14 protein-coding genes are annotated in these 25,957 nt (G+C 37.0%); 6 read left to right on the forward strand and 8 right to left on the reverse strand.

What is annotated here, in order from left to right; all coding sequences use genetic code 11:
- Positions 1–92: 92 nt before the first annotated feature.
- The 3 genes from ABWH96_RS03075 to rpiB all read left to right on the forward strand — a co-directional run bounded on the left by ABWH96_RS03075 (position 93) and on the right by rpiB (position 4,211).
- On the forward strand, positions 93–2,264 hold the full coding sequence (locus tag ABWH96_RS03075; RefSeq protein ID WP_375580063.1) for a bifunctional alpha,alpha-trehalose-phosphate synthase (UDP-forming)/trehalose-phosphatase: 2,172 nt from the start codon (positions 93–95) through the stop codon (positions 2,262–2,264).
- Positions 2,265–2,511: 247 nt separating this feature from the next.
- On the forward strand, positions 2,512–3,702 hold the full coding sequence (locus tag ABWH96_RS03080) for a GlmU family protein (protein WP_375580064.1): 1,191 nt from the start codon (positions 2,512–2,514) through the stop codon (positions 3,700–3,702).
- 80 nt (positions 3,703–3,782) lie between these two features.
- A complete protein-coding gene (gene rpiB / locus ABWH96_RS03085) occupies positions 3,783–4,211 on the forward strand; it encodes a ribose 5-phosphate isomerase B (protein ID WP_375580065.1) in 429 nt (142 codons plus the stop codon).
- Positions 4,212–4,255: 44 nt separating this feature from the next.
- On the opposite strand, the gene ABWH96_RS03090 is transcribed toward rpiB, so the two are convergent.
- The 7 genes from ABWH96_RS03090 to ABWH96_RS03120 all read right to left on the reverse strand — a co-directional run bounded on the left by ABWH96_RS03090 (position 4,256) and on the right by ABWH96_RS03120 (position 11,933).
- On the reverse strand, positions 4,256–5,002 hold the full coding sequence (locus ABWH96_RS03090; protein ID WP_375580066.1) for an outer membrane lipoprotein-sorting protein: 747 nt from the start codon (positions 5,000–5,002) through the stop codon (positions 4,256–4,258).
- Positions 4,999–6,273, reverse strand: coding sequence for an ABC transporter permease (locus tag ABWH96_RS03095; protein ID WP_375580067.1), 1,275 nt, complete (start codon positions 6,271–6,273; stop codon positions 4,999–5,001). The genes ABWH96_RS03090 and ABWH96_RS03095 overlap by 4 nt, the downstream gene beginning before the upstream one ends.
- Entirely contained in the window at positions 6,270–7,433 is a 1,164-nt protein-coding gene (locus tag ABWH96_RS03100; protein WP_375580068.1) for an ABC transporter permease, read from the reverse strand. Before ABWH96_RS03100 ends, ABWH96_RS03095 begins: the two co-directional genes overlap by 4 nt.
- Positions 7,430–9,268, reverse strand: a complete 1,839-nt coding sequence (locus tag ABWH96_RS03105) for an ABC transporter ATP-binding protein (protein WP_375580069.1) — start codon at positions 9,266–9,268, stop codon at positions 7,430–7,432. The genes ABWH96_RS03100 and ABWH96_RS03105 overlap by 4 nt, the downstream gene beginning before the upstream one ends.
- A 3-nt stretch (positions 9,269–9,271) precedes the next feature.
- The gene (locus ABWH96_RS03110) at positions 9,272–9,841 is read right to left on the reverse strand and encodes a TetR/AcrR family transcriptional regulator (RefSeq protein ID WP_375580070.1); all 570 of its coding nucleotides are present in this window, start codon (positions 9,839–9,841) and stop codon (positions 9,272–9,274) included.
- 96 nt (positions 9,842–9,937) lie between these two features.
- On the reverse strand, positions 9,938–10,555 hold the full coding sequence (locus ABWH96_RS03115) for a hypothetical protein (protein WP_375580071.1): 618 nt from the start codon (positions 10,553–10,555) through the stop codon (positions 9,938–9,940).
- A gap of 34 nt (positions 10,556–10,589) precedes the next feature.
- Positions 10,590–11,933 carry a GntP family permease gene (locus ABWH96_RS03120; RefSeq protein ID WP_375580072.1) on the reverse strand — a complete coding sequence of 448 codons (1,344 nt, stop codon included), beginning with the start codon at positions 11,931–11,933 and terminating at the stop codon, positions 10,590–10,592.
- A gap of 144 nt (positions 11,934–12,077) precedes the next feature.
- On the opposite strand from ABWH96_RS03120, the gene ABWH96_RS03125 reads away from it, so the two are divergent.
- Positions 12,078–13,199, forward strand: coding sequence for a glycerate kinase (locus ABWH96_RS03125; protein WP_375580073.1), 1,122 nt, complete (start codon positions 12,078–12,080; stop codon positions 13,197–13,199).
- Here the strand turns inward: ABWH96_RS03125 and ABWH96_RS03130 are convergent.
- On the reverse strand, positions 13,180–13,968 hold the full coding sequence (locus ABWH96_RS03130) for an outer membrane beta-barrel protein (RefSeq protein WP_375580074.1): 789 nt from the start codon (positions 13,966–13,968) through the stop codon (positions 13,180–13,182). The genes ABWH96_RS03125 and ABWH96_RS03130 overlap by 20 nt on opposite strands.
- Positions 13,969–14,553: 585 nt before the next feature.
- On the opposite strand from ABWH96_RS03130, the gene ABWH96_RS03135 reads away from it, so the two are divergent.
- A complete protein-coding gene (locus tag ABWH96_RS03135; protein ID WP_375580075.1) occupies positions 14,554–25,032 on the forward strand; it encodes a gliding motility-associated C-terminal domain-containing protein in 10,479 nt (3,492 codons plus the stop codon).
- On the forward strand, positions 25,029–25,934 hold the full coding sequence (locus ABWH96_RS03140; protein ID WP_375580076.1) for a type IX secretion system membrane protein PorP/SprF: 906 nt from the start codon (positions 25,029–25,031) through the stop codon (positions 25,932–25,934). Before ABWH96_RS03135 ends, ABWH96_RS03140 begins: the two co-directional genes overlap by 4 nt.
- Positions 25,935–25,957: the final 23 nt, after the last annotated feature.

A 25,957-nucleotide genomic window follows, 5' to 3' on the forward strand; every position in this document is an offset into this window, starting at 1 on the left:
TCACTAAATTTTTGAATTTCTAATAAATCAATCCTAATTCTCTTATGAATTAAAAGGCGTATCGATTAAATTGACTGTCAAATTATTACGCAATGGCAAAAACAATTATAGTATCGAATCGTCTGCCCATCAGAATTGAAAAAGAAGATGGGAAAAAAGTATATAAAACAAGTGAAGGTGGGCTAGCCACTGGCTTAGGTTCCATTTATAAAGAAGGTAATAATATTTGGATTGGTTGGCCCGGTATTTCGTTGGAACATGAGGAGGAAGAAGAAGTAGAAAAAGAATTGATAAACCACAATACGAGACCGGTTTTCCTTACCGAACATGATGTGGAGGAGTTTTATTTAGGCTTTAGCAACCAAACTTTATGGCCTGCTTTTCATTATTTTATTCATCATATGCGGTTCAAAGATGAAGAATGGGAAGCCTATTATAATGCCAACCGAAAATTTGCTGATGCTATTTCAAAATGGTTAGAGCCGGATGATATCATTTGGGTGCATGATTATCAATTGATGTTGGTGCCAAATATGTTAAGAAAACAATTCCCAAATGTAACCATAGGATTCTTTCAACATATACCATTTCCTTCCTATGAGGTGTTCAGAATGATACCTTGGAGAAAAAAGTTATTAAATGGAGTCTTGGGCGCTGATTATATCGGATTTCATACCTATGACGACATGCGCCATTTCTTAAGTAGTTGTCACCGTTTGGCGGGTTATAGCTATGAACGAAATCAAATTTTAGTTAAAAATAGATTAGTGGAAGCTGATTCACTTCCAATGGGAATAGATTATGATAAATATTTAGCATCAGCCACCAGTCAATTGGCTAAGGCAAAGGAAATATCCTATCGTGATTCTCTAGGCAAACAAGAGCTAATTCTTTCAATGGACAGACTGGATTATTCAAAAGGAATACCAGGTAGGTTGCAAGCTTTTGATAAGTTTTTGGATAGATATCCGGAATATCAAGGGCGGGTTTCATTATTTTTGATCGTGGTACCTTCTCGCGATCAAGTAGCCAGTTATAAAGCACTTAAAGAAAAAGTAGAATTCTTAGTGGGTCATGTTAATGGAAAATATGGTACTATTAACTATGTTCCTGTCCATTTTTATTATAGGAGTTTTCCATTGGATGATTTGTCCGCTTTCTATCGTATGTGTAAAATTGCCATGATTACACCTAAGCGAGACGGAATGAATTTAGTTTGTAAGGAATTTATTGCCAGCCGTGAAAATGAAGATGGCGTTTTAATCCTTAGTGAAATGGCGGGTGCTTCAAAAGAGCTTTCAGATGCTATTTTGGTTAACCCAAATGATGAAAATGAGATGGTGGAAGCCATTAAAAGAGCATTGGAAATGCCTTTGGCCGAGCAGAAACGCAGAATGAAAATCATGCAAGGCACTGTTAAAAAATATACCATCTTCCAATGGGTTGATTTATTCATGAATAACCTCAAAGACCTGAAAGAAAGACAGCAATCTATGGCCACCAAAAGGCTAGATAATGAATTAAAGAATTCCATTACTAAAGACTTTAAGAAAGCAAAGAATCCGATTATTTTCTTGGATTATGATGGCACTTTAATGCCTTTTAATGAAAATCCAGACGACTGTGCACCGGATGCAGAGCTATCCCAAATTCTACATCAATTAGCTGTTAAAGCAAAATTAGTGGTCATTAGCGGTAGAAAAGCCGCTACACTTGAAGAATGGTTAGATGAATTTAATATTGATTTAATAGCTGAACATGGTATAAAAACCAAAAGAGCTGGCGCTAAATGGGAAGTGAATGGAGATTTACAAGAGGATAGTTGGAAAAATGAAGCCAGAGATATTTTAGAGTTTTACATCCAAAGAACTCCAGGATCATTCTTAGAAGAAAAAGAGCATACGCTAGTTTGGCATTACAGAAAAGTGGAGAAAGGCTTAGGCGATTTGAGATCAAGTGAGTTATCGAGTCATTTGAAGCATTTTATGACCAATAAAGGATTGGATGTAATCGAAGGGGATCATGTAGTGGAAGTTAAACCATCCGTAATCAATAAAGGAAAAGCTGCAGTTGAAAGATTGAAAGGAGAAAAAACTGATTTTGTAATGGCTTTCGGAGATGATAGAACTGATGAAGATACTTTTGAGGCTCTTCCAAAAGATTCCTTAACCGTGAAAGTAGGCAGTGGATTTTCTTATGCTAAATATGCTGTTGAAAATAATGAGGAAGTAAGAGCGCTATTGCAGGATTTTGTGAATGAGTAAGATTAATATAAAATTTATTTTATCAGCATCTCTTATTCATCACTCCTATTGAAAGTGTTTTAACCTTCAAGTTTATATGAGATTTCAAAGGACATTCATTGCGAAAGTTGGGGTGAAAACACCCAAATGGGGGAGAGTACCTAGGTAAGCTCAGCTTTTTAATAAAAGTCAATGGCTTTATTTTCTAAAAGATCGAATTTCCCATTTTAATTGACTGATATTTCAATGAAGCTTGTAATTTTGCATTATGAACTATTTGCTCATAGAACAAGCCGACTTTAGAAATCAACTTAAACCATTCACTTTTACTCGACCAATTGCAGAAATTCGAGTAGGGATTTTAACCATTAGGGAGAAATGGGAAAAGCATTTAGATGCTTCATTATCTTACATTTCAACACCCGCTTTAAGTGAGAAATACCCTAAAAAAACTGAAGCTCAAAATATCTTAATAAACAGCTCTGTTTGCCCTAATTCTGAATTAGTAAGAGCGATTCAGTTGGGTGCTAGTTTGAAAAAAGATGGGATTTTAATTTCTGCCACTGCGACCGAAGAAGAAATAGGTTTTTTTGATCCTAAGCAAAAACTGGAAGAAGCTGCTGAATATGATGGTGAAATCACCTTGATCACTCAGAACTGGCATATTTTCCAAAAAAATGCAAGTGAAATCAGAAGTGATTTTGAATTGATAACTTCTGGAAGAAATTCACAGCATGTGAATGATCCACACACTACGGTTTACGGAGAGAAAAATATTTTTATAGAAGAAGGTACATCTATTAAAGCCGCTATTTTAAATGCTGAAAATGGTCCAATCTATATAGGAAAAAATGCTCAAATTCATGAAGGTGCTATAATAAAAGGTCCTTTTGCTATGCTAGATAATTCCCATGTAAATATGGGAGCTAAGATAAAGGGCGATTCTACCATTGGGCCTTATTGCAAAGTAGGTGGCGAAGTAAGCAATTCTGTTTTCTTTGCATATTCCAGCAAAGGACATGATGGCTTTATCGGGAACTCTGTAGTAGGCGAATGGTGCAATTTAGGCGCAGATACCAATACTTCTAATCTTAAAAATAATTATGCCAACGTAAAACTTTGGGATTATGCCAAAGGCGGTTTTAAAGATACGGGTTTGCAATTCTGCGGATTAATGATGGGTGATCATTCCAAATGCGGAATTAACACCATGTTCAACACAGGAACGGTTGTAGGAGTTTGCTCTAATGTTTTTGGAAGTGGATTCCCAAGAAACTTTATTCCTTCCTATGCTTGGGGAGGTGCTGCAGGCTTCAGCACATTCAATTTGAAAAAAGCATTTGAAGTAGCCGAAAGAGTGATGGAAAGAAGAGACAAGATTTTGGATGAAGTAGAACAAAAAATTCTGACTGAGCACTATGAGGAAAGTAAGCCTGATAGAATTTGGGAGAAAGACTAAAAGTGACAATAGTTGAGACCTGTCAGGTTTCAGAAACCTGACAGGTCTCTTTAAAATATTTATAAAATAAATCATACAAAATGAAAGTAGCAATAGGTGGCGATCATGCTGGATTTGAATACAAAAAACAATTAGTTGAATTTCTTGAAAAAGTAGGACATGAGGTAAAAGATTTTGGTTCAGATTCGGAGGCATCTGTGGATTATCCTGATCATGTGCACCCTTTGGCAGAAGCTGTTGAAAAGGGAGAGTTCGAATTAGGAATATTAATTTGCGGAAGTGCAAACGGAGTAGCTATGACGGCCAACAAGCATCAGGGAATCAGAGCAGGTATTGCTTGGGAAGATGAATTAGCGGCTCTAACTCGTCAGCACAATAATGCCAATGTCTTATGTATCCCTGCTCGTTTTATTGATTATGATAAAACATTATCTATTATAAAAACTTTCTTAGCGACTGAGTTTGAAGGTGGCAGACATGAAAGAAGAGTTGATAAGATTGGTTGTTAAATGGAAAAGAGCCTAATTTTCAAAAAAATTAGGCTCTTTCATGATCACCTCTTCAAAGAAGCCTTATTAAAAATATATTCTGGAATTTCGGGGTTGAATTGAATATCTAACACTATAAAATCAGTTCCTTCACCTTCCTTTAATACATCCTTATAATTCACATTTTTAGGATACCATCTCCCATCTATTTTTTCGATATTCTTCATTGTGATTTGCTTCAGAAGCTGTCCGCTTTTGGCATAAAGCTCTTCTTTTAAAGGAACAAATCTTTCTTGATCAACCCAGGTTTTGCGCTTTTGATAACTGGCATCTTCCACAGTAGCGTTAAGCTCTAAAACCCAGCATTTTCTATTATCCATAACTTCCTCTCCCGTAATTTGAGCATCATAAATTTCAGTAAGCTTTCGGTCTTCCATTAAATCTTCATAGGAAAGATCAGAGCCCATAACTGATTGTCTTAGCATGTGACCTGAAAGCTGAATGGTTCTGTCAGTGGAAGGATTATAAATCCATAGCTTATCTTCCAACTTTAGCATTTTGGTGCCTTTTTCACGATCTGGGGCTAGGTATTCTGTGAAAGCTTTTTCATTTCCCTCGGCATAGCCTTTAGATACCACTTCTCTGGTGTTCCTCCTCCCATGAATCACCATTTTGGATTCCGTTATAGTGGAATTGGAACTCATGTTTTCATCTACTTTCTGAAGAATTTCCTCAGCCGTGAATTGGCTTTGCCCTATCAAATTAAATGATACTAATAACATCAAAGCCAATATTTTCATGTAATTTCTCATACTTCTAATTCTTTAAATAAATGTGCAGTTTGTCTTTTGTAAATACCCAATCCTGAGAGCATATTCCCTAGAACCATAGCAAATACACCAGGAATAAATCCTATGTAAAATTGACTTGGAATCATTTTCGCTCTCAAAGTAGAAGGGATCATCATGCTTGATTGAGGCATTAAATCACTGATATCAACTCCTACTTCTTGCATATAATAGGTAGCTAATAGTCCCAGTATTGTTCCTATAATTGATCCCATACCTCCGATTAAAATTGCTTCAATAATTGATTTTCTGTAAATACTGCCTTTTGATTCTCCTAAAGCGAGCCTGATCCCGTATTCTTTATAGCGTCTTAATCCGCCCAATAAACCAGTATTCCATAGCACTACAGACATGGCGAATATTAATATGATCACTATGATTTGTGACATATAATTACTGTACGCCAACATATCACCCAGATTATTTTGCTGTTCTAAGCTGAACATTTCAGGAGCAAATTCATCCTCTGAAGAAGCATGCTTTTGATTAAATTCATTGGTAATTTCAAAAGCTTTTTCGCTTTCATATTGCCCACTTTCAAAATATCCTAGAATTTCTGTAGCGCCATTGTCCATATCCAACAAGACCTGCGCATCAGAAATATCCATGACCACGGCTCCTCGATCAAAACCTGCCGTTCCAAAATGCACTGTGCCTGAAACGATGAAATTCTGAAATGCCATGCTTCCGTACATAGTGGAGCCCACATAGGTAATTTCATCACCTATCTCAATATCTAATTTTTCAGAAAAATCGTGAGCAATTAAGACTTCTCCAATTTTACTGGGAATTTTTCCGCCTACCAAAGCCTGTTTAATATTCAATCTTTCTGCTTCTTGACTTTCCTTTGAAAAAAGTGAAATAGCCATAACGCTGGCTGGTCCCTGACCTTTTGTATTTCCTTTTTCATCGGCTATATCCAAAAGACCTCCAAACTTTATGCGCTTTACCCATTCCACACTAGAGTAAGATTTTTCTAAACTTTCTTGAAGTTGATCCACATCCAACAAAGCCAAGTCAATTGGTAATTGCTCTTTATTATCCGCATAAGATCGACTCATGATTTTCACATGACCGGTTTCAAATCTTGCATTTTGACGTATGATATCTTGAAAAACGCCTGCCAAATAACCGCTCAAAAACACTGTTAAAGTAACCCCTAAAGCCACAATGATGATAGGCAGAAGGCTGCGGTTTTTATCTCTTAATATTCCTTTCAAAATAAATTGTATCATTGGACTTTTCCTTTTAAAGCATCAACAGGATCCATTTTTGCTATCTTTCTGGAAGGTAAAAAGCTCACGATAGTGGCTGAAATTACCACCAAAGCTAGTGTACCCACCAAAAGACCAATACTAAAAGCAGGGTAAATTCGCTGAGCAATTGTTATCCCCATATCTTCTGGCGTTACATATTCGGGCATTCCGATTCCATTAGTGGCAAAATACCAGAAAACTGGTGTGCCAATTATGATTCCTACAACACTAGCCATTAAGCTGTACATACTACCTTCGATCGTGAATAATTTTACTACTTGCCAACGAGTCATGCCCAAAGCTATATAAGTCCCAATTTCTTTTTGTCGCCTGAAAATGGACAACACTTGAGTATCAAAAATCGCCAAAAGTGCGATGCCCAATAACAGCAAATACAAAATGGAACTACTGGCGCTTTTCATTTCAATTATTTCCTTAAGCTGGTTCAAAAGCTCTTCTTTTGAAATGAATTTCCAGCTTTCTATATCTTCATGTTGATAGTTTTCATTCGCAATAAAATAAGTAGCGTGTCCATTCAATTCCGTCATTTCCCAAAGCTTTTCAATTGGAATCCATATTTGACCTAAATCAACACCTGCTACATCCGTTTCAAAAATCTTTTTAATGGTGATTTCTGATGCATCAAAAGTTCCATTCTTATCTCGCCAACGCAGTAAAATCTGGTCTCCAATTTTAAGATTATTTGAATTAGCCATTCGCTGACCGATTAAAGCAGGAATTTCGGCTTCTGTTCCTTGAAATGCTTCGGTCGGAAGACTCAATGTTTTCTGGTGGGAATCTATTCCTTTCATCAGAATAGAAATCATTCTGCCTTCTGGATACAAAGAGGCTTGGCGAATTAAAATAGGAGATAGGTCTTCGCTTTTTGATAATGCCAATTTTCCATGAGCATCTGTTAAAGTAAACGGATCTAAAGGGTCATAATCTTGATGACGTAGCTGACCATTTCCATATTCCCATTTAATACTTTCCCTTTGTGCTTGCAGATTCCAGCCATCCAAATAACCATTAAAAAATATAATGACAATGAAAGTGAAAGCTAAAATCCCAACGTTCAGCCAGGTGCGCAATCCTGCACCTACTAAATTTCGATATGCCAGTTGAAATGCAAGCTTCATGACTGTTGGTTTTGAGCTGTTATAATTTCATCTTTTTCCACTTCCCCACCTTTTAGATGGATGATGCGGTTCAGATATTGCATTACCTTTTCATCATGAGTGGAAAATAAAAAAGTAGTACCGAGCTCTTCATTAAGCTTTTTCATGGTTTGGATAATGGCATGTGCATTGGTTGCATCCAAATTGGCTGTTGGTTCATCTGCCAACACGATCTTAGGTTCTTTCACCATTGCCCTGGCAATTGCTACTCTTTGACCTTCTCCACCTGAGAGCTTTGAAGGTTTTTTATCGGGTATATTTTCCAAACCCACCCATTCCAAAGCTTGCATGACTGCCTTTCTTCTTTCTTCCTTGCTTTTGTTTTGTAGGAGCAATGCAAATTCAACATTTTCAAAAACCGTATAAACAGGCAATAAATTATATACCTGAAATATAAAGCCCAAATGTAGATTCCTTAGCTGAGCAGATTCTTTATGACTCAATTCTGCCACATTTTTATCCATCACCCAAGCATTTCCGCTACTTGGCTGATCTAAAGAACCAATGATATTGAGCAAAGTAGTTTTACCAGAACCGCTGGGTCCAACTATTCCTGAAAATTCACTCTTCTCAAAATTGAGATTGATATTTTTCAAGGCAACAAATTCCCCTTCTCCTTCAGGAAATTTTTTGGTTACGTTTTCAAGTTTGATGATAGGTTCCATAAGCATTTTGTTTAATGATTTAAGACCAGCATAATGCGTACTCCTGGTCACTGAGAAATTATTGACTAATTCGTTCTGTTGAATTCCTTGAAATTCCGATGGATTATAATACCCCATTAAATAGCCTACAATTTTCTTGAACTGATGTTGATAATTTAGAAAAAAGGTAGTGCTTTCGGTTTCCCAGCTGTAATAAGCCAAACCACTTAAGCTATCAAAAAAGCCTAACGGGTAACTTAAACTAGTTGCCGTGATATTGGCATAGTTATCAGAAAAGTAATCATCACTATTTCCAAATAAAAGATGTTCTGTAATGACAGTAAGCCCATTACCTAAGCCGAAAGTATAATCAGCTCCGAGATTTATTAGATTTTGATTAGTCAAAGCACCAATATTTTCAGCTTTATGAATATAAGTAGATTCCAACCAAAGCCCGACTACCCAATCTAACTTTATATCTATTGCCCACCTGTTTTCAGCAATATTATTGAGTGCATTATCATTGAAGAACTCACTAGCATCTGCTTTTCTGTGGTGGTAAGTAAAACCAATCTCTCCTGTGAGTAATGGAAGTTGAACTCGCCCTCCAAATTCAGGGACTTTATCATTAGTTTCAATGGCATCAAAGCCTCTTCTTTTGCTATTTCCATATAAGCCCCACACCCAAACATTAGCATTTTTTTGAAAATAGTAATTACCCATAATTCCATAAACTCCATTGGTAAGAGCCAAAGGATCGCGTGGATCAATTTGATTGAACCATTGCAAAGGACGAAGCAAAGTCGCCACTCCAAAATCAAGCTTTTGCAATCCCGCTCTCAATTGGTAATTTTTTCCTGAGTAGCGAGCCCATAGTCGGTATGGGGCTAAATTCCCATCGGTTTGCACATCGTGAAAAGGATCGGAGAGCACAGAGCCACTGATATCTGCTGATGCCAGTATATCAAAACTCTTCCCTGAATCTAATACATGAGTGTAATTGATTTCAGGTATGTATCGTCCACCTGCAAATAAGTAATATTGATTATCGGGACTGTAATTACCAAATGCAGACACTTGCCCATCCCATGAAATCTGACTTTTCAGCAGAAAAGGAAAGAGAGTCAGCAATATGATAATTGTCCGTTTCATTGGCTATCTTTTGACAAAAACCCCATAGAAAAAGAAATTACTTAATTCCATAATGGCTTCATCCATGCTATTGAACATTTTTAGGAAATTTTCATCCTGCATTTTGGATTTTATTACTCCAAGCATCTCAATGATAAATTCAGGTTTCAAATCGGCTCTTACCCAACCCTCTTTCTTGGCTTTCTCAAAATCGGCTATTATTGCTTTGTATGATTTGAGCGTATGCTTGTGAATAAGTTCACTTAGTGCAGAGGCATCTTCTGTTAAGATCTCATTAATAAATTCTTTGCTTAAGTTTTTTGATTCTTGGTGCTTGAGGTGCAAAATCTCGTTGACTCTTTCGGGAAATGGTTTTTTCTCATCCATTATAGCCGAATATCTCCTTAAATTATCTTCTAAGATGGCTTCCAGGATTTCTTCTGCGGCATGTTCCTTATTTACAAAGCGTCTATAAAAGGTCATTTTACTCACACCTGCGTACTCGCAAATTTCCTCTACGGTTACTTTCTTTAAACCGTATTTCCAAAACAGATTCTTGGCGCTAGCTAATATCGCTTTTTGACTTTTCGTCATGTGCTTAAAATGTTACTAATTTATAATTATGTTACAATTATAGTAATATTTATTAAATACGTAACAATTTAAGAATGGTTTTTTATCCTGAAACTTTTATAGTTGATTGATTACTTCAGCAATAATTGTTTTGTCTATGCCTTTTTTAGAAAGAAAATATGCTTCTAATTCAGATTGACTAAGTTGATGGGTAGCTAATAAGCCTTTAATTATGGTTTTTAAATAATGCTGATTAGGTTGGTTAATCTCGTCAGACAAGTAATTCTCATTAGTAAAAGTAAAAATTGGTGCATCATCTTTTTCGCCTAAACATAACAAATTACCATACCAGCTATTTTCTTTTATGACTGAGGATTCTTGATTTTTAGCTCTTTCAAAATTTATATCAGTAGGTTTATGAGCATTGTTTTCTTGTTGAACCACTTCTATAAACTGCTGACGATTGATCAGATACATATTGCCAAGCGTTTCAGCCTTGTGGTTTTTATCAGGATTGATAAAACAAACACCGCCACCATTCCATACTTTTGCATTTTTAGCGAAGTATAATTCATGTGGTATTTCTATAGGTTTTTGGTCTAAGGGAGGAGTTTGGTCTTCACATCCATGATAAGTTCTAGTGGCACCCTCTGGCTTACCTCCTTGAATGTAGCACATAAATCTATCATAAGAGATATTGGAACCATAGCTCATGTACCAAATATAATCTGTCATCTTTAAATAAAGTCTTTATTAAAAAGTAATATTTTCAACCCAAAATCCAAAACAGAAGCATAACCATTAACATGGAACTTACGGACAATAAAATAGTTCCAATACTATAGCTTTTCAATGCTTGCTTAACACTCATGCCGCTAAATTCTTTTACTACCCAAAAGTATGAATCATTACTATGACTCACCATCATGGCCCCTGAACCAATGGCTAAAACCAAAAGAGAGGTTCCCGTTACGGTATCTAAGGTAGAACCAATTATGAGTGGTGCAATAATAGCACTGACAATAATCATGGCTGAAGTACTAGAACCCTGAGCTGTCTTAATGAAAAATGCCATCAAGTAGGCTATAATTAATATCATAAAGGGTTCTTGCGTTTGGATATTAATACTGTCAATCAGTAAATCGGAAAAGGCGCTTTCTTTAATGACTTGCCCATAAGATCCTCCTAAGCCAGTAATAACCAAAATAGGACCTGCTTGTAAAATGGCTTTTTTGATTAAGTCTGTTTTGAGTTCTGTTGACTTCTTCTTTAATAAATATAAGCCAATCAATACTCCAATGGCCAATGAAATAATGGGATTACCTATAGTTTCTAGTGCAATTAAAACCGAATTTTCTGAATCGATTATACCTAAAATACTACCGTTTGCAATGAGAATAATGGGTAAAATTAAAGGTAAAATAATGTTGGAAGATAGCTTTGAAGTACTGCTTTCATCTTTCTCATCTTCCATTTCAATATCTTCATTTAGTGTTTTCCTAGATATAAAACGAGCATATATACTCAGTATTAGAACCAAAAATAAGCTAATTACAATTCCCAATAAAAAAACTAGTCCAAGTTGGTCTGCTACCCCGAAATTCCCTATTACCGCCAACGGACCAGGAGTTGGAGGAATTAAGTTGTGTGCTATATATAATGAGGATGCAATGGTGACTGATGTGGAAATTCTGCTTACTTTAGCTTGCCCCGCTAGTGTTTTACTAAAATCAGAAAGGATAATATAAGCGACATCACAAAAAACAGGGATTCCAATTAAACCGCCCAGGGAGCTTAAAAGCAAAAAAGGCTTTTTTAATCCAAATACACGAATAAATAAATTGGAAAGATATTTTATCGATTGTAGTTCTTCTAATATCACTGCCAATACACATCCCAATAAAATCAGTATTCCGATATTGGCCAGCATATTACCAAAGCCAAAACTAATGACTTCAACAGATTGAATTACGGGAAAACCCAATCCAATTGCTGTTAAAAGCGCAACAGAAAAAAGCACAATGGCAGGGTGGAGTTTAAAACGTGCTGTTCCAAGGATAATCAAGATGATGGATAGCACAATCCAGAAAATAATGACATAAAAGTCTCCCATGTTTCTTAAATTGAATAGTGCCTATTAGGCAATTATGTGAGGCTCATTTGTATCTACTTGAATGTAAGAATCAAATAATAACACTTTGTATAATTTAATTTTAGATTTCATTTTGATGAATATAAAGAATAAATTTCAATTCCTATGAAGATTTTAATAGCTCCTGATAAGTTTAAGCATAGTATGTCTGCCCAAGACGTTTGCAAAATAATTGAGACTACCTTAAAAAAAGAATCTACTAATTTGAAAATTGAAAGTCTACCTATGGCAGATGGAGGAGAAGGAACATCTGAAATTTTAGCATTACAAGCTAATGCAAAACCAGTTACTGCTAAAGTGTACGACCCACTTATGCGAAATATAGAAGCTCAATATTTCATTAAAGGTAATACCGCATTTATTGAAATGGCTTCTGCTTCTGGTTTACAATTATTAAAGTCTGATGAGCAAAATGTATTAAAAACCACTTCTTTTGGAACAGGAGAATTAATCAAAGATGCCCTAAATAAAGGATGTGACAAGATCATTTTATGTATAGGGGGTAGTGCTACAAACGATGGGGGTGTAGGCATGGCATCCGCTTTAGGTTTTCAATTTTTAAATAATGAAGGAGAACAATTCCTTCCAACTGCCGAAAATCTACACCAAATCAAATCAATTAAATTACCAGAAGATAACTTATTGAAGGGTAGTAAAGTTTCTGTTTTAACGGATGTGAACAATCCACTAACAGGAAAAAATGGAGCTAGTTATCAATATGCAATTCAAAAAGGAGCTTTAAAAAAAGATTTAGAATTTTTGGATCAAGGAATGATGCATCTAAAGGATTTAATTTTCCAGCAATTTAATTTCAATATTGATCAATATCCTGGGGCGGGTGCTTCTGGAGGAATGGGAGGAGGCGCCACTTTTTTTCTAAATGCAGATTTGTATTCTGGCATTGAATTTATTGCAGATGCACTCAATTTAGATAATAAGGTGAAGAATGCAGACCTTGTGATTTCTGGAGAAGGCAAATTGGATACACAATCTTTTCAAGGCAAAGTAGTTTCTGGAGTTTTAAATTCTTGTCATAAAAACCATAAGCCCTTATTTTTAGTGGTTGGTTATAATAGTTTCAAAAATGAATTTCCAAAAGAAATTAAAGGGGTTTACAGTTTGACAGATTTAGCTAAAAGTCAAGAAGAAGCTATTAAAGCACCTGAAAAATGGTTAGTAGAAGCCACTCAAATATTATATGAAGATTCTATTTCACTACTGTTTTGACCTTCGTCCCAGATTTTTTTTGACTGTTTGGCATAAAATTCAAACCAAAAGTATAGGCTAAAGACAGGGAAACGATTTGATAATTTCCTCTTAGGTCATCTTCATACGTAAGGTCACCCACTTCTGTAGAGTACTTCCCGCCTAAAAAGGTTTGACAGAAATAATATCTTGCTTCTATCACAAAATAATTATCTCCTACGGATGGAAGCGTGAGCCCAGTACCGAATATAAAGCCATATTGAAATCTGTTCAGTTCATTGGGATCATTCGATTGATTTGTATCTCGATTGAAATCAATTTTATAAGAAGCGGAGAGATTTTCAGTATCATTTGTGATGCTTGTTTCACCTCGACCATTAAGCCAATAGCTTATCTGACCACCAACATTAAAGAAGTATTCGAACTTTCCAATCATTTTATTTTTTGCTGGGAAGCTTATTTCGAATAATATAGGAGCATCAAGATGATAATTATTGAATTTCGTTTCAATAGTTGAATCCATTACGGATCGTGTTTTCTTTACGTAATTCAATTCTCCATGGAGGCTGATGAAATCGGTTACCTTAAACTTATACATAAAGCCACCACCGAAACCTATTGGACTTCCATTTGATTGTGGTACACCTTGTAAGTTTTTACCTGCTGTATAGTTGGCAACATTAATGCTAGCGCGAGGACCAATATAAAATTGAGTACCGCCAGCATTGTACTGTGCAATTGCAACAGAGGAATAAATTAAGATGAAAAAGAATAAAATTTTAAACCTCATCGCTAAATTTTTTCGATAGTCGAAAGTTGACTCAAAGATATCATTTACTTTAATATCTTAAGTTAAAATTATCAAGGAGATAATACATGAATAAGTATGCTTAATTTCATTTAATAAGTATGATAAAATATAATTTCTGAATACGAGAATAAATTAATAAAACTCCTTAACCTCTATAATTGAAGTTTATTGAATGTTTTCTCTATGAGAAAAAGTTAGGGATATAATTTCCTTTTTAATAAATGCAATGGTTAATCTCTGTAATTATTACTTGATATTTAATTTTGAGTTTTCATTCAATTCATACATCAAAAGATGAATTTTGTAATAATTGTCATTGTACAATGTTAGATTCACCTCTTCATAAAAGATAAAATCGATCTTTTTTCTTTCTACATCCTATTATAGAATCAATTTATCGAATACTGCCTATTTGCTTTAAGTATCTAATAACTAGTAAAGTCTGTAGTTTGTAATATTTCATATTAGTTTACAGTTTAAGGGACTAAGTGATCAGTTAAATTTGTTGTAACATATGTTTTAGAGTTTTATAATTCTAAAACGATTAACTGTAGCCATTAATTAATGAGATCACTTTTAACGTTTATTCTTTTACTTTTTTCGATAGCCGGACTTTTTGCTGTAAATCCAGATCGTTTAGAGGTTGTTGTTCTATCAGATAATAATCTGTGTGATGATGATCTCAGTCCAACTGGATCCGCTTATGCAGTAATTATAGAAGATAACGGGAATGAAGATTCAAACTTAAAAGATTATACAATTAATTGGTATCAAGGAACTACTACATCTGGTACTCCAATATCTGTAGGTGCCTCTTATGATCAAATGGCTGATGGGACTTACACCGTCCAGGCTATTCATGATAAATCCACTTTCACTGACGAAGTAACCATTACTATAAACAATACAGAAGTTGGCCCAGATGCATATGTTAAGGAAATTAGAAATGCAAAAAATTGCAAAGAAAACGATGGTAGAGCTAGAGTTAGGGTAAGGGCTGATTTTCCTTCTGAAGGCCCCGATCATAGCCATGATGATCTTAAAGACTGTAAACATGGTATCTGTTGGAATTTTGTTTGGTATGAGGGTAATAATCCATTTATTGGAGATGTAGTAGCTGTTGGTGCTGATGCCAATAATCTTAAACCAGGCACTTATGCTGTAGTAGTTACCAATGAGTCAACTGGATGTCAGACAGTTGTAAGTTTATCAGTAGGGTTGGATGCGGAAGTACCGGTTGTAGATGGAAATGTGGTAGCTAATATAACGGATTGTGAAGATCCTACAGCAGGGGCTCTAACAGCATTTGTACAAGGGGAGAATAATAATAAATTTGAATTTGATTGGTTTATAGGTGGCTTTGTAAAAGACGCACCTGATTTTAATAATATGGCAACAATTACGGGGCTTACTGCCGGAAGTTATACTGTTGTTGCTAAAGAAAAAAGTTCAGGTTGTTCTGGGAATCCCTTAACCTTAACTGTAGAAGATTTAACTTCCATACCCGATGTTTTAGTCAATTTAGATCAAGAGCAAACCTCTTGTGATCCAGCTAACCCAAATGGGGCAGTTTCAGCTACAGCTGATGGAACTACCTCTGGTTATGATTTTGAATGGTTTGAAGGGCAAAATACACTAGATGCGAATTTAATTGGTACTACTGCTTCCTTGACTAACTTAGCGACTGGTTTTTACACAGTTCGAGCAACCAATATCTCAGATCCTAATTCTCAGAATTGTTCTTCAACTGCTGAAATTGAAGTGACTGAAACATTAACTTTCCCAACTAACATAAATGGAAACATAACGGATCAAACATTTTGTATTAATCCAAACGGTTCCATTTCTGCTAATGTAGATGGGGCAACTTCAGGTTATAATTTTTATTGGTTTGATGGAAATATAGCAAGCCCTGATATTAATAACCCTGATTTTACAGGAACAAGCTACAATAGTTTATTAGCAGGTGATTATACATTGGTAGTGCAGAATAATACTACTTTGTGTACTTCTGACCCAGAGGTATTTACTGTAGCAGATCAGACCTCAACCCCTGTTATTGCCCTTGCTTCCTCTTCAGAATTAACTTCTTGTAATAGTCCTAATGGAGCAATTTCTGTAACAGCAGAGGGAGGAACTAGTGGTTTTGATTTTCAATGGTTTAATGGTTCTAGTACGGCTGCATCTGATGAAATCACTCCATCACCAGGTGCAAGTATTAGTGGATTAAATGCTGGTACTTATACTGTTTTAGCAACAGATCAAACTACTGGTTGTTCAGAAACTTATGAGCATACAGTTTTAGATAACCGTGTTACACCAGTGCCCACTACTACTATTACAGATCAAACACAATGTGATCCTTTAAATGGTGAGATTCAAGCATCTGTTGGTGGAACCACAGCGGGTTATAATTTTTATTGGTTTGATGGAAATATTGCCGCACCAGATATATCTAGTCCAGACAGAACTGGTGCCACAATCAGTGGCTTAGTAGCTGGAAATTATACTTTAGTTGTGGAGGATGATGCTTCGAAATGCTTATCTTCTACTCAAGTTTTAACAGTAGAGGATTTAACTCCTACAATTTCAGGGGCAATTTCTTTAGTAGCATCACAGACATCATGTGATACTACCGCACCAAATGGTGAACTAAGTGTAACAGCTAATGGAGGCACTTCCTATACTTATGAATGGTTCGTTGGCAGTGATGCAACAGGAAGTAGCTTTGCAAGTGGCATCTCAGTTTCTGGATTATCAGCGCAAACCTATACGGTTTTAATTACTGATGCTAGCGGATGTACTGATGAAGTGAGTTATGACTTACCAGAAGAGATTAAAAAGCCATTAATTGACATTGACCCCACTACTGACATAATAGCGAATACGGTTTGTGACCCATCTTTAACCAATCCTGCTATCACTTATAGCGGAGCGATACAATCAGCGGTGACTTATGATGGAACAGCCATTACTTTATCAGATTATCGATTTGACTGGTATACTGGAACGGACACGAGCGTGGCACCTGTATTTACAGGAACAGGAGAAGATTCCTATACAAATATAGCAGATGGTACCTATACCTTGGTAGTAACCAGAATAACAGCAGGGCTAGGTTTCGATTGTTCATCAGATCCGGTAACGGTAGTAGTCCCAAATGAAAGAGAATCACCGGTTGGAACAATATCTTTAGACTTTGCACAGAGCTCTTGTGATCCTGCACAACCAAATGGTCAATTAACGGCTTCAGCCTTAACGGGCGGTTCAGCATCAGCAGAAGGTTATACTTATGAATGGTTTGTAGGGGGAGATACGAGCGCACCATTTGATCCTGCAACAGACGGCACCATATCCGGAACGGATGGGGAAGAGATTAGTGAATTAAGTGCCCAGACCTATACCCTATTAGTTACCGATTTAAGCAGTGGTTGTCAAGATGAAGTAAGTTATGCATTACCAGAAGAGATTAAAAAGCCGGTAATTGACATTGACCCCACTAATGACATTACAGCGAATACGGTATGTGACCCTTTTTTAACCAATCCTACTATCACTTATAGCGGAGCGATACAATCAGCAGTAACCTATGATGGAGCAGCCATCACCTTATCAGATTATCGATTTGATTGGTATACTGGAACGGACACGAGCGTGGCACCTGTATTTACAGGAACAGGAGAAGATTCCTATACAAATATAGCAGATGGTACCTATACCTTGGTAGTAACCAGAATAACAGCAGGGCCAGGTTTCGATTGTTCATCAGATCCGGTAACGGTAGTAGTCCCAAATGAAAGAGAATCACCGGTTGGAACAATATCTTTAGACTTTGCACAGAGCTCTTGTGATCCTGCACAACCAAATGGTCAATTAACGGCTTCAGCCTTAACGGGCGGTTCAGCTTCAGCCGCAGGTTATACCTATGAATGGTTTGTGGGAGGAGATACGAGCACGCCATTTGATCCTGCAACAGACGGGACCATATCCGGAACGGATGGGGAAGAGATTAGTGAATTAAGTGCCCAGACCTATACCCTATTAGTTACCGATTTAAGCAGTGGTTGTCAAGATGAAGTAAGTTATGCATTGCCAGAAGAGATTAAAAAGCCGGTAATTGACATTGACCCCACTAATGACATTACAGCGAATACGGTATGTGACCCTTCTTTAACCAATCCTACTATCACTTATAGCGGAGCGATACAATCAGCGGTGACCTATGACGGAGCAGCCATTACTTTATCAGATTATCGATTTGATTGGTATACTGGAACAGATACCAGCTTACCAGTGGCCTTTAGTGGATTGGGAGCTGACAACTACACAGATTTAGCTCCAGGAGATTATACACTTATAGTGACTAAAGAAGCAACTGGACCTGGTCAGTTTTGTAGTTCGGAAGCTATTACCGTAACAGTACCCAATGATATTACTACTCCAACAGCTTCTATCAATAAGGATGCATTACAAACTTCTTGCGGTAGTCCTAATGGGCAGCTTACCACCTCAGCTTTAACAGGCGGAGCAGCTTCAGCCGCAGGTTATACTTATGAATGGTTTGTAGGTACTGATACTAGCACTCCATTTAATAATGGCGTTGATGGAGATGTTATTGGTGGAGACGGAGAAACAATACAAAATATTGATGCTGGTGATTATGCAGTAAGAGTTACAGATTTAGCAAGCGGCTGTCAAACTGTTCAAAATATTTATTTGGATGAAAATATAATCGATCCAGTTGTAGAGGCAACTGTAACCACTCCTTTTGTCGATTGTAATACCGATGTAGAGATAACACCCAACATTACTTCAGCTAATGCGGCACCAAATGGACATGATTTTACTTGGTATGAAGGTCAATTTGCATCAGGTGCAAGTTTAGTTACTACTACAGATGATGGTGCCAGTCCTGTTTTAAGTGAACCTAACACTGGGGTTGCGATCTATTCTGGCTATTATACAGTGGTGGCAACAGATCGATATACTGGCTGTGTTTCTGATCCATTTACTATTTTTGTTGATAGGCCAATTCCACAATTTAATGTAGCTGCTCAAATTTATTTAAAGCCAGCACAATGTACTGACAATGATGGTATTATTACAGCTTTTGTAGATTCTAATAACAATGGAGTTGTTGATGCAGGTGAGGCGGATTATAGTGATTGGACTTTCGAATGGTATCAGGGCAGTCCAATAGATGCTAATTCTAACTTTTATACTAATCCTGAAGCTACATTCTTAGCAAGCGCTTTAGAAGTAGATCCTAATAACGTTAATTCTGGAGGGGTCCCGCCACCAAGTGAAACAAGTCCTCCCCCAGTATTTGCAGAGGAAGCTGCCAATCCAAATGCAGGTGCAACAATATACAGTAGAATTACTAATAGATACACTGTGGTTGTAACTGATAAAAGTACTGGCTGTAAAGAATTTTTAGTTGTAGATTTACCATATGTTGATGGTGCTGAAGTTACAGTAGCTAAAATGGATGTTGATAATTCTACAAATTGTTCAACACCAAATGGTAGACTAGAAGTTTTAGATCTTAATAATATTGCAAGTGGGCAAGATTTTGATGATTATATTTATAATTGGTATGATGGTACAAATGAGGCTGTAGCAAATATCATTACTGATGGAGGAGGAAATGATATCGAAACTGCTGTTTTAGATCAAATCAATGGTACCCCAGGTTTAACACCTGGTTATTATACAGTTGTGCCTATTGAGACCTTTGGTTCTAAATGTAGGCTTACTCCTCACACAGTGTTTTTAGATTCTGCAGCTCGACAGCCAGAGCTAGATGCAGCTATTACACCTAACACAAGCTGTGTTGGAAATGGAGAAATTACAATTACCCCTTCAAAAGGAGCAGGAGATACTACACAAGTAACCACCTATTCATACTCATGGAGTTCAGGTGAAACCACCGCTACTATAAGCGATAAATTGCCGGGAGATTACACTGTAACCGTTACTGATGATGATACAGATTGCTTTGTGACCAAAACTTATACTATTCGAGATGAAAGAGTAACCCCTGAAATATCCAACATTATAGCCACACCACAATTTTATTGCAATGCAAATGGTACGCTAAGGATACTTGATACTGACATCACCCCAGGAATTATCAGTGAATACGATTTTACTGTATATCTAAATGGAACTAATGCGGGTAATATTATAACTCCTACTCAAAATGCAGTAGCAGGCGGAGTTGAATTTACGGATTTAGGGGCCGGGACTTATTATGTGTCCGCAACTAGAAATGTTGCCGGAGCAGATGCAGAAGGCTGTACTAGTGCATTTATTCAAGAAGTGGTGGCTGATGAGTTAGATCCAGTAGTACTAAATTTAAGTCAAGAAGCGAATACTGCATGTGATCCAACTACAAATTCAGATGCTTCTATTGAATTAACAATGTCCACGCCTTCATCAGATGGTAGTATTTCTGGTGCAAATTATAATATTACAGTCGATAATCAGCCAGGAGCAACCTTGTCAAATCAAACTGGGATAACTAGTCCATTTGTATTTGGTGCGGATGCTCCAGGCAACGGTGAAAATGTGTTACCAGGTTCTTATACTTTCACAATTGAAAATACTGTTTCAGGATGTGTAACCACAAGAAGTATAACGGTAGAGGATAATCCAGAGCCAATAATCTTTAGCCGATCAGATTTAAATGTAAGAGGAGCAGAATATTGTGTGCCTAGCGGAAGAATAGAAGTAAATAACATAGGGCCGGCAGCCGTATCAGATTACACATTTACTTGGTATGAGGGAAAAGCGAACTATGATAGCAATACTCCAATAGGCGGGGTAAACGGCCCACTATTAGATAGCATGACATATGCCAATATAGGAGCGGGAGTTTATTATGTAGTGGCTACAAGAGATGCAGCCACGGATCCAGGTTCAGGCTGTAGTTCAGTAGGGGTCAGGGTTGAGATTCCAGATGCTCAGGTAGAGCCGACATTAGCATTAAGCCAGACAGTAAATACGGCCTGCGATGCGGATCCTAATTCAGATGCAACCATAACGGTGAACATGTCCACACCTTCGGGCTATTTACCAATATCGTCCTCTAATTATGACATTACATTTACGAGCAAACCGGCAGGGGCAACGGTAGCAGATGTAACGGATGTGGCCAGTCCCTATACTTTCACTTCTGCACCAGGAGATTTAATATTACCAGGAAGTTATACAGTAGAACTATTCAACAGAGAGTCCGAATGTATCACTACCCGATCAATTACGGTAGAGGACAATCCAGAGCCAATAGTTTTTAGCCGCTCAGATTTAAATGTAAGAGGAGCAGAATATTGTGTGCCAAGCGGAAGAATAGAAGTAAATAACATAGGGCCGACAGCCGTATCAGATTACACATTTACCTGGTATGAGGGAAAAGCGAACTATGATAGTAATACGCCAATAGGCGGGGTAAACGGCCCACTATTAGATAGCATGACATATGCCCATATAGGAGCGGGAGTTTATTATGTAGTGGCTACAAGAGATGCAGCCACGGATCCAGGTTCAGGCTGTAGTTCAGTAGGGGTCAGGGTTGAAATCCCAGATGCTCAGGTAGAGCCGACATTAGCTTTAAGCCAGACAGTAAATACGGCCTGCGATGCGGATCCTAATTCAGATGCAACCATAACGGTGAACATGTCCACACCTTCGGGCTATTTACCAATATCCTCCTCTAATTATGACATTACATTTACGAGCAAACCGGCAGGGGCAACGGTAGCAGATGTAACGGATGTGGCCAGTCCCTATACTTTCACTTCTGCACCAGGAGATTTAATATTACCAGGAAGTTATACAATAGAAGTATTCAACAGAGAGTCTGAATGTATCACCACCCGCAGCATCACGGTAGAGGACAATCCAGAGCCAATAATCTTTAGCCGATCAGATTTAAATGTAAGAGGAGCAGAATATTGTGTGCCAAGCGGAAGAATAGAAGTAAATAACATAGGGCCAGCAGCCGTATCAGATTACACATTTACCTGGTATGAGGGAAAAGCGAACTATGATAGTAATACGCCAATAGGCGGGGTAAACGGCCCACTATTAGATAGCATGACATATGCCCATATAGGAGCGGGAGTTTATTATGTAGTGGCTACAAGAGATGCAGCCACGGATCCAGGTTCAGGCTGTAGTTCAGTAGGGGTCAGGGTTGAAATCCCAGATGCTCAGGTAGAGCCGACATTAGCTTTAAGCCAGACAGTAAATACGGCCTGTGATGCGGATCCTAATTCAGATGCAACCATAACGGTGAACATGTCCACACCTTCGGGCTATTTACCAATATCGTCCTCTAATTATGACATTACATTTACGAGCAAACCGGCAGGGGCAACGGTAGCAGATGTAACGGATGTGGCCAGTCCCTATACTTTCACCTCTGCTCCGGGAGACTTGATTCTACCAGGAAGTTATACAATAGAATTATTCAACAGAGAGTCTGAATGTATCACTACCCGATCAATCACAGTAGAGGATAATCCCGAACCGATAGTATTAAGAAGATCCGATTTTACAGTTGTAAATTCTACTAACTGTTCTCCAAGTGGGAGTATAGAAGTTAATAATATTGCGCCAAATACTCCTGCTGGTGTAAATGACTATATTTTCACCTGGTATGATGGTGAAACAGACTATACTAATAATAATCCGATTTCAGGGGTTTCAGGTTCAATATTAGATAATACAAATTATGCTACTATTCATCCAGGAGTATATTATGTGTTGGCTACAAGAAATGTAGGGGTTAATCCAGGCTCAAGCTGTATTTCAAATGCAGTAAGAGTAGAAATTTTGGATGTAGCTGTTCGTCCTGACATTGTAATAGTAGAAAATGATCCGAACTCAAGTTGTGACCCTACGAATCCTAATGGAAGCATGAGTGCTTCAGTAAATGGCGAAACTCTAACGGATTACACTTTTGAGTGGTTTACAGGTTTAAATAATACAACTAATGCAGTTGATGCTTCTTTAATTTCTGGCGCTGCCGGAGAAACAGTAAGCGGATTGGCTGCTGGTAATTATACTGTAAGAGTTACGGATAATACTGCACCGGGTGAAGCTTGTTCAAGTATCAAATCTTTTTACTTAAGTGAAGATTTAACAATAAGTGTGGCTAAAAATGTAACATTTGATATCACTTTTCAATCTGATTGTTTTGATTCAGGTAGTATTACCGTAGCTTCATTAAATCCTGGGGCACCTTCTGATTTTACTTATGAATGGTATTATGAAAGTTATGATGGCAATGGTTTGATTAGCGGAGAAACGACTGCCTCTCTTACGGGAAGACCTGCTGGTAGCTATTATGTTATCATCACAAATTCAGCAACTAGTTGTGTAACTGATAACCCGATTGAAGTTGAGATTCCTTTTACTGCAAGTAGTCCTGCTATTGAACTGACAGATGCTAAACCTAATACGGATTGTAATCCTGTTACCCCTGATGGATTTTTAGAAGTAGCCGCTGATGGTGGTCAAACTTCAGACTATACTTTCACTTGGTATGAAGGTGGTTTACCAATTGCGTCAGATGCAAACTTAATTGGCAATGCAAATAGGTTAAATGAGTTGGATAGTGGTTATTATTCTGTCATTGTATATAGTGCTGTTACAAATTGTTCAGATACTGCACAATTCTATGTAGAATTTTTACCTGAATTGCCTAAAATCTCCTTGTCAACATCTCCCGTTACAAATTGCGGTAGCCCGAATGGAAGTGCCTATGCACAAATCTATAATCTTGATGGAAATTTTGAGTTTAACTGGTATATAGGGACATCCATAAAAAATCAACCTGATTTTACTGGGCCATGGCAAAGAGATTTGCCAGTTGGTGAATATATAGTGGAAGCAATTGATTTAGATGCACCAGATTGTGTATCAGATCCAGTTAGCTTCACTATAACAGAACGGATAGAAGAACCTCAGTTAAAATTGAATCAGATTAGTCCTAATACTTATTGTGATCCTGAAAAAGTAAATGGAGTAGCTGAAGCTATCCTTTATTATGTAGATGAAGATGACCCAACTGACTCTGTATTTGTCACATCCAATTTTGAAGTGCTTTGGTATAGAACAGCTTCTTTACCAGATTCTACTGCAGAATTTAACGGCAGAAAAAATTCAGAACTTTCAGCTGCTGAGTATACTGTTACTTACAGAAACGTAACAACTAATTGTTTATGGGAAGAAAATATTGTTATCACAGAGGACCTGACCGTAATTCCTCCTCCAGAAGTGGAAATCACAGAAATGTTTGATAGTTGTGAAGAGCCAAATGGGGCAGCAGAAATTTCTGCTTCAGATCTCAATCCTAATTACATTTATAAATGGTATTTAAATGAAATAAGTGATATAGCTGATTTTGAAACTACTGAAGTGGCTGAGTTAGAAATAGGGAATTATTTAGTTACTGCTACGGATACCGTTTCAGGTTGTATATCAGAACCAAGAGAGGTTGAAATTACTGATAATAGAAAAGCACCCATAATCAATCTTACTTTAGAGCCTGAGAATTGCGGTGATTATAATGGTGTTGCAAGCATTTCTATCAATTCTGACTATGAATATCGCGCAATTGAATGGGAAACACCTTATGGAACGGCCTTTGGAGAATCTTTTGATGAATTTACAGCAGGCGATTATAGTGTTACCGTCATAGGGAGTAATGGATGTGCCTATACAGAAGAATTTACCATCACCTCTGAAATAAATGTTTATAATGGGGTTTCACCTAATAATGATGGGGAAAATGATACATGGGAAATTGGGTGTATTGAAAACTTTCAACAAAATAAAGTTGAAATCTATAATAGAGCAGGGGCTTTAGTTTTCGCTGCTCAAAATTATGGTAATAACTCAAATGCCTTCGAAGGGCTTGGGAACAGAGGAGTATATGCTGGAGAAAAGAAACTTCCAGATGGAACTTACTTCTATATTATTGATAAGGGGGATGGTTCAGAAGTAGTAAAAGGATATTTAGAATTGTTTAGATGAGAATATTATTTTTTATCATACCGCTTTTTTTATGTGCTTTGACCAGCTTTGGTCAGCAAACGGGAGTATTGTCTCAATATCGTTACAATCAGCTTGTAATTAATCCTGCCTATGCTGGTCATAAAAATGATCTGACGCTAAACTTGCTACACAGAAACCAATGGGTGAATTTAGAAGGGGCGCCAGTAACTAATATTGCTTCTATCCATACTGGAATTAAGGATAAACATTCTGGATTTGGAATCACCTTTATTGATGAATCCATTGGTGTGCACGAAAGCTTTGCTTTATATGGTGTTTATTCTTTTAAGATACAATTTGAAACTGGCGTATTGGCTGCAGGTATTCAGGGAGGTGTGAATCAATTGAATTCTAATTTTGATGAGTTAAATCTTCAAAGCCAAACAGATGTGGTCTTTTCCACCTTTCAAAATACTTTAAACCCTAATTTCGGACTAGGGCTTTTTTACAGTAACAAAAAAGGCTTTGTAGGTTTATCTTCTCCTTATGTAGTAGAGAATCGAGTTTTAAGAACTGGAAATGGGCTGGCTGAGGCTAAAGAATCTAGATATTACTTTTTAAATGGAGGTTATTTATTTCCTATAAATAAAGATTTCATTTTTTATCCTTCTGCCATGATAAGGGTACAAGAAAATGCCCCTATGGGATTCGATATTAATGCAAATGCAATTCTTCAAGATGTATTAAATGTAGGGATGTCTTATAGAAGTAATGATGCTATATCATTAATGTGTTCGCTTACAGTTAATGAGAATTTTACATTTGGCTATGCATATGATTATACCATTTCAAATCTTAGTAATTATACCAATGACACCCATGAGCTAATGCTAATCTATAGGATCAATCTGCATAAAGAAAAGTGTTTTACATATTTCTAAAAGAAAATTAATCTGTTCATATA

This window comes from Marivirga tractuosa, from assembly GCF_042140215.1.
Taxonomy (GTDB): Bacteria; Bacteroidota; Bacteroidia; order Cytophagales; family Cyclobacteriaceae; genus Marivirga; species Marivirga tractuosa_A.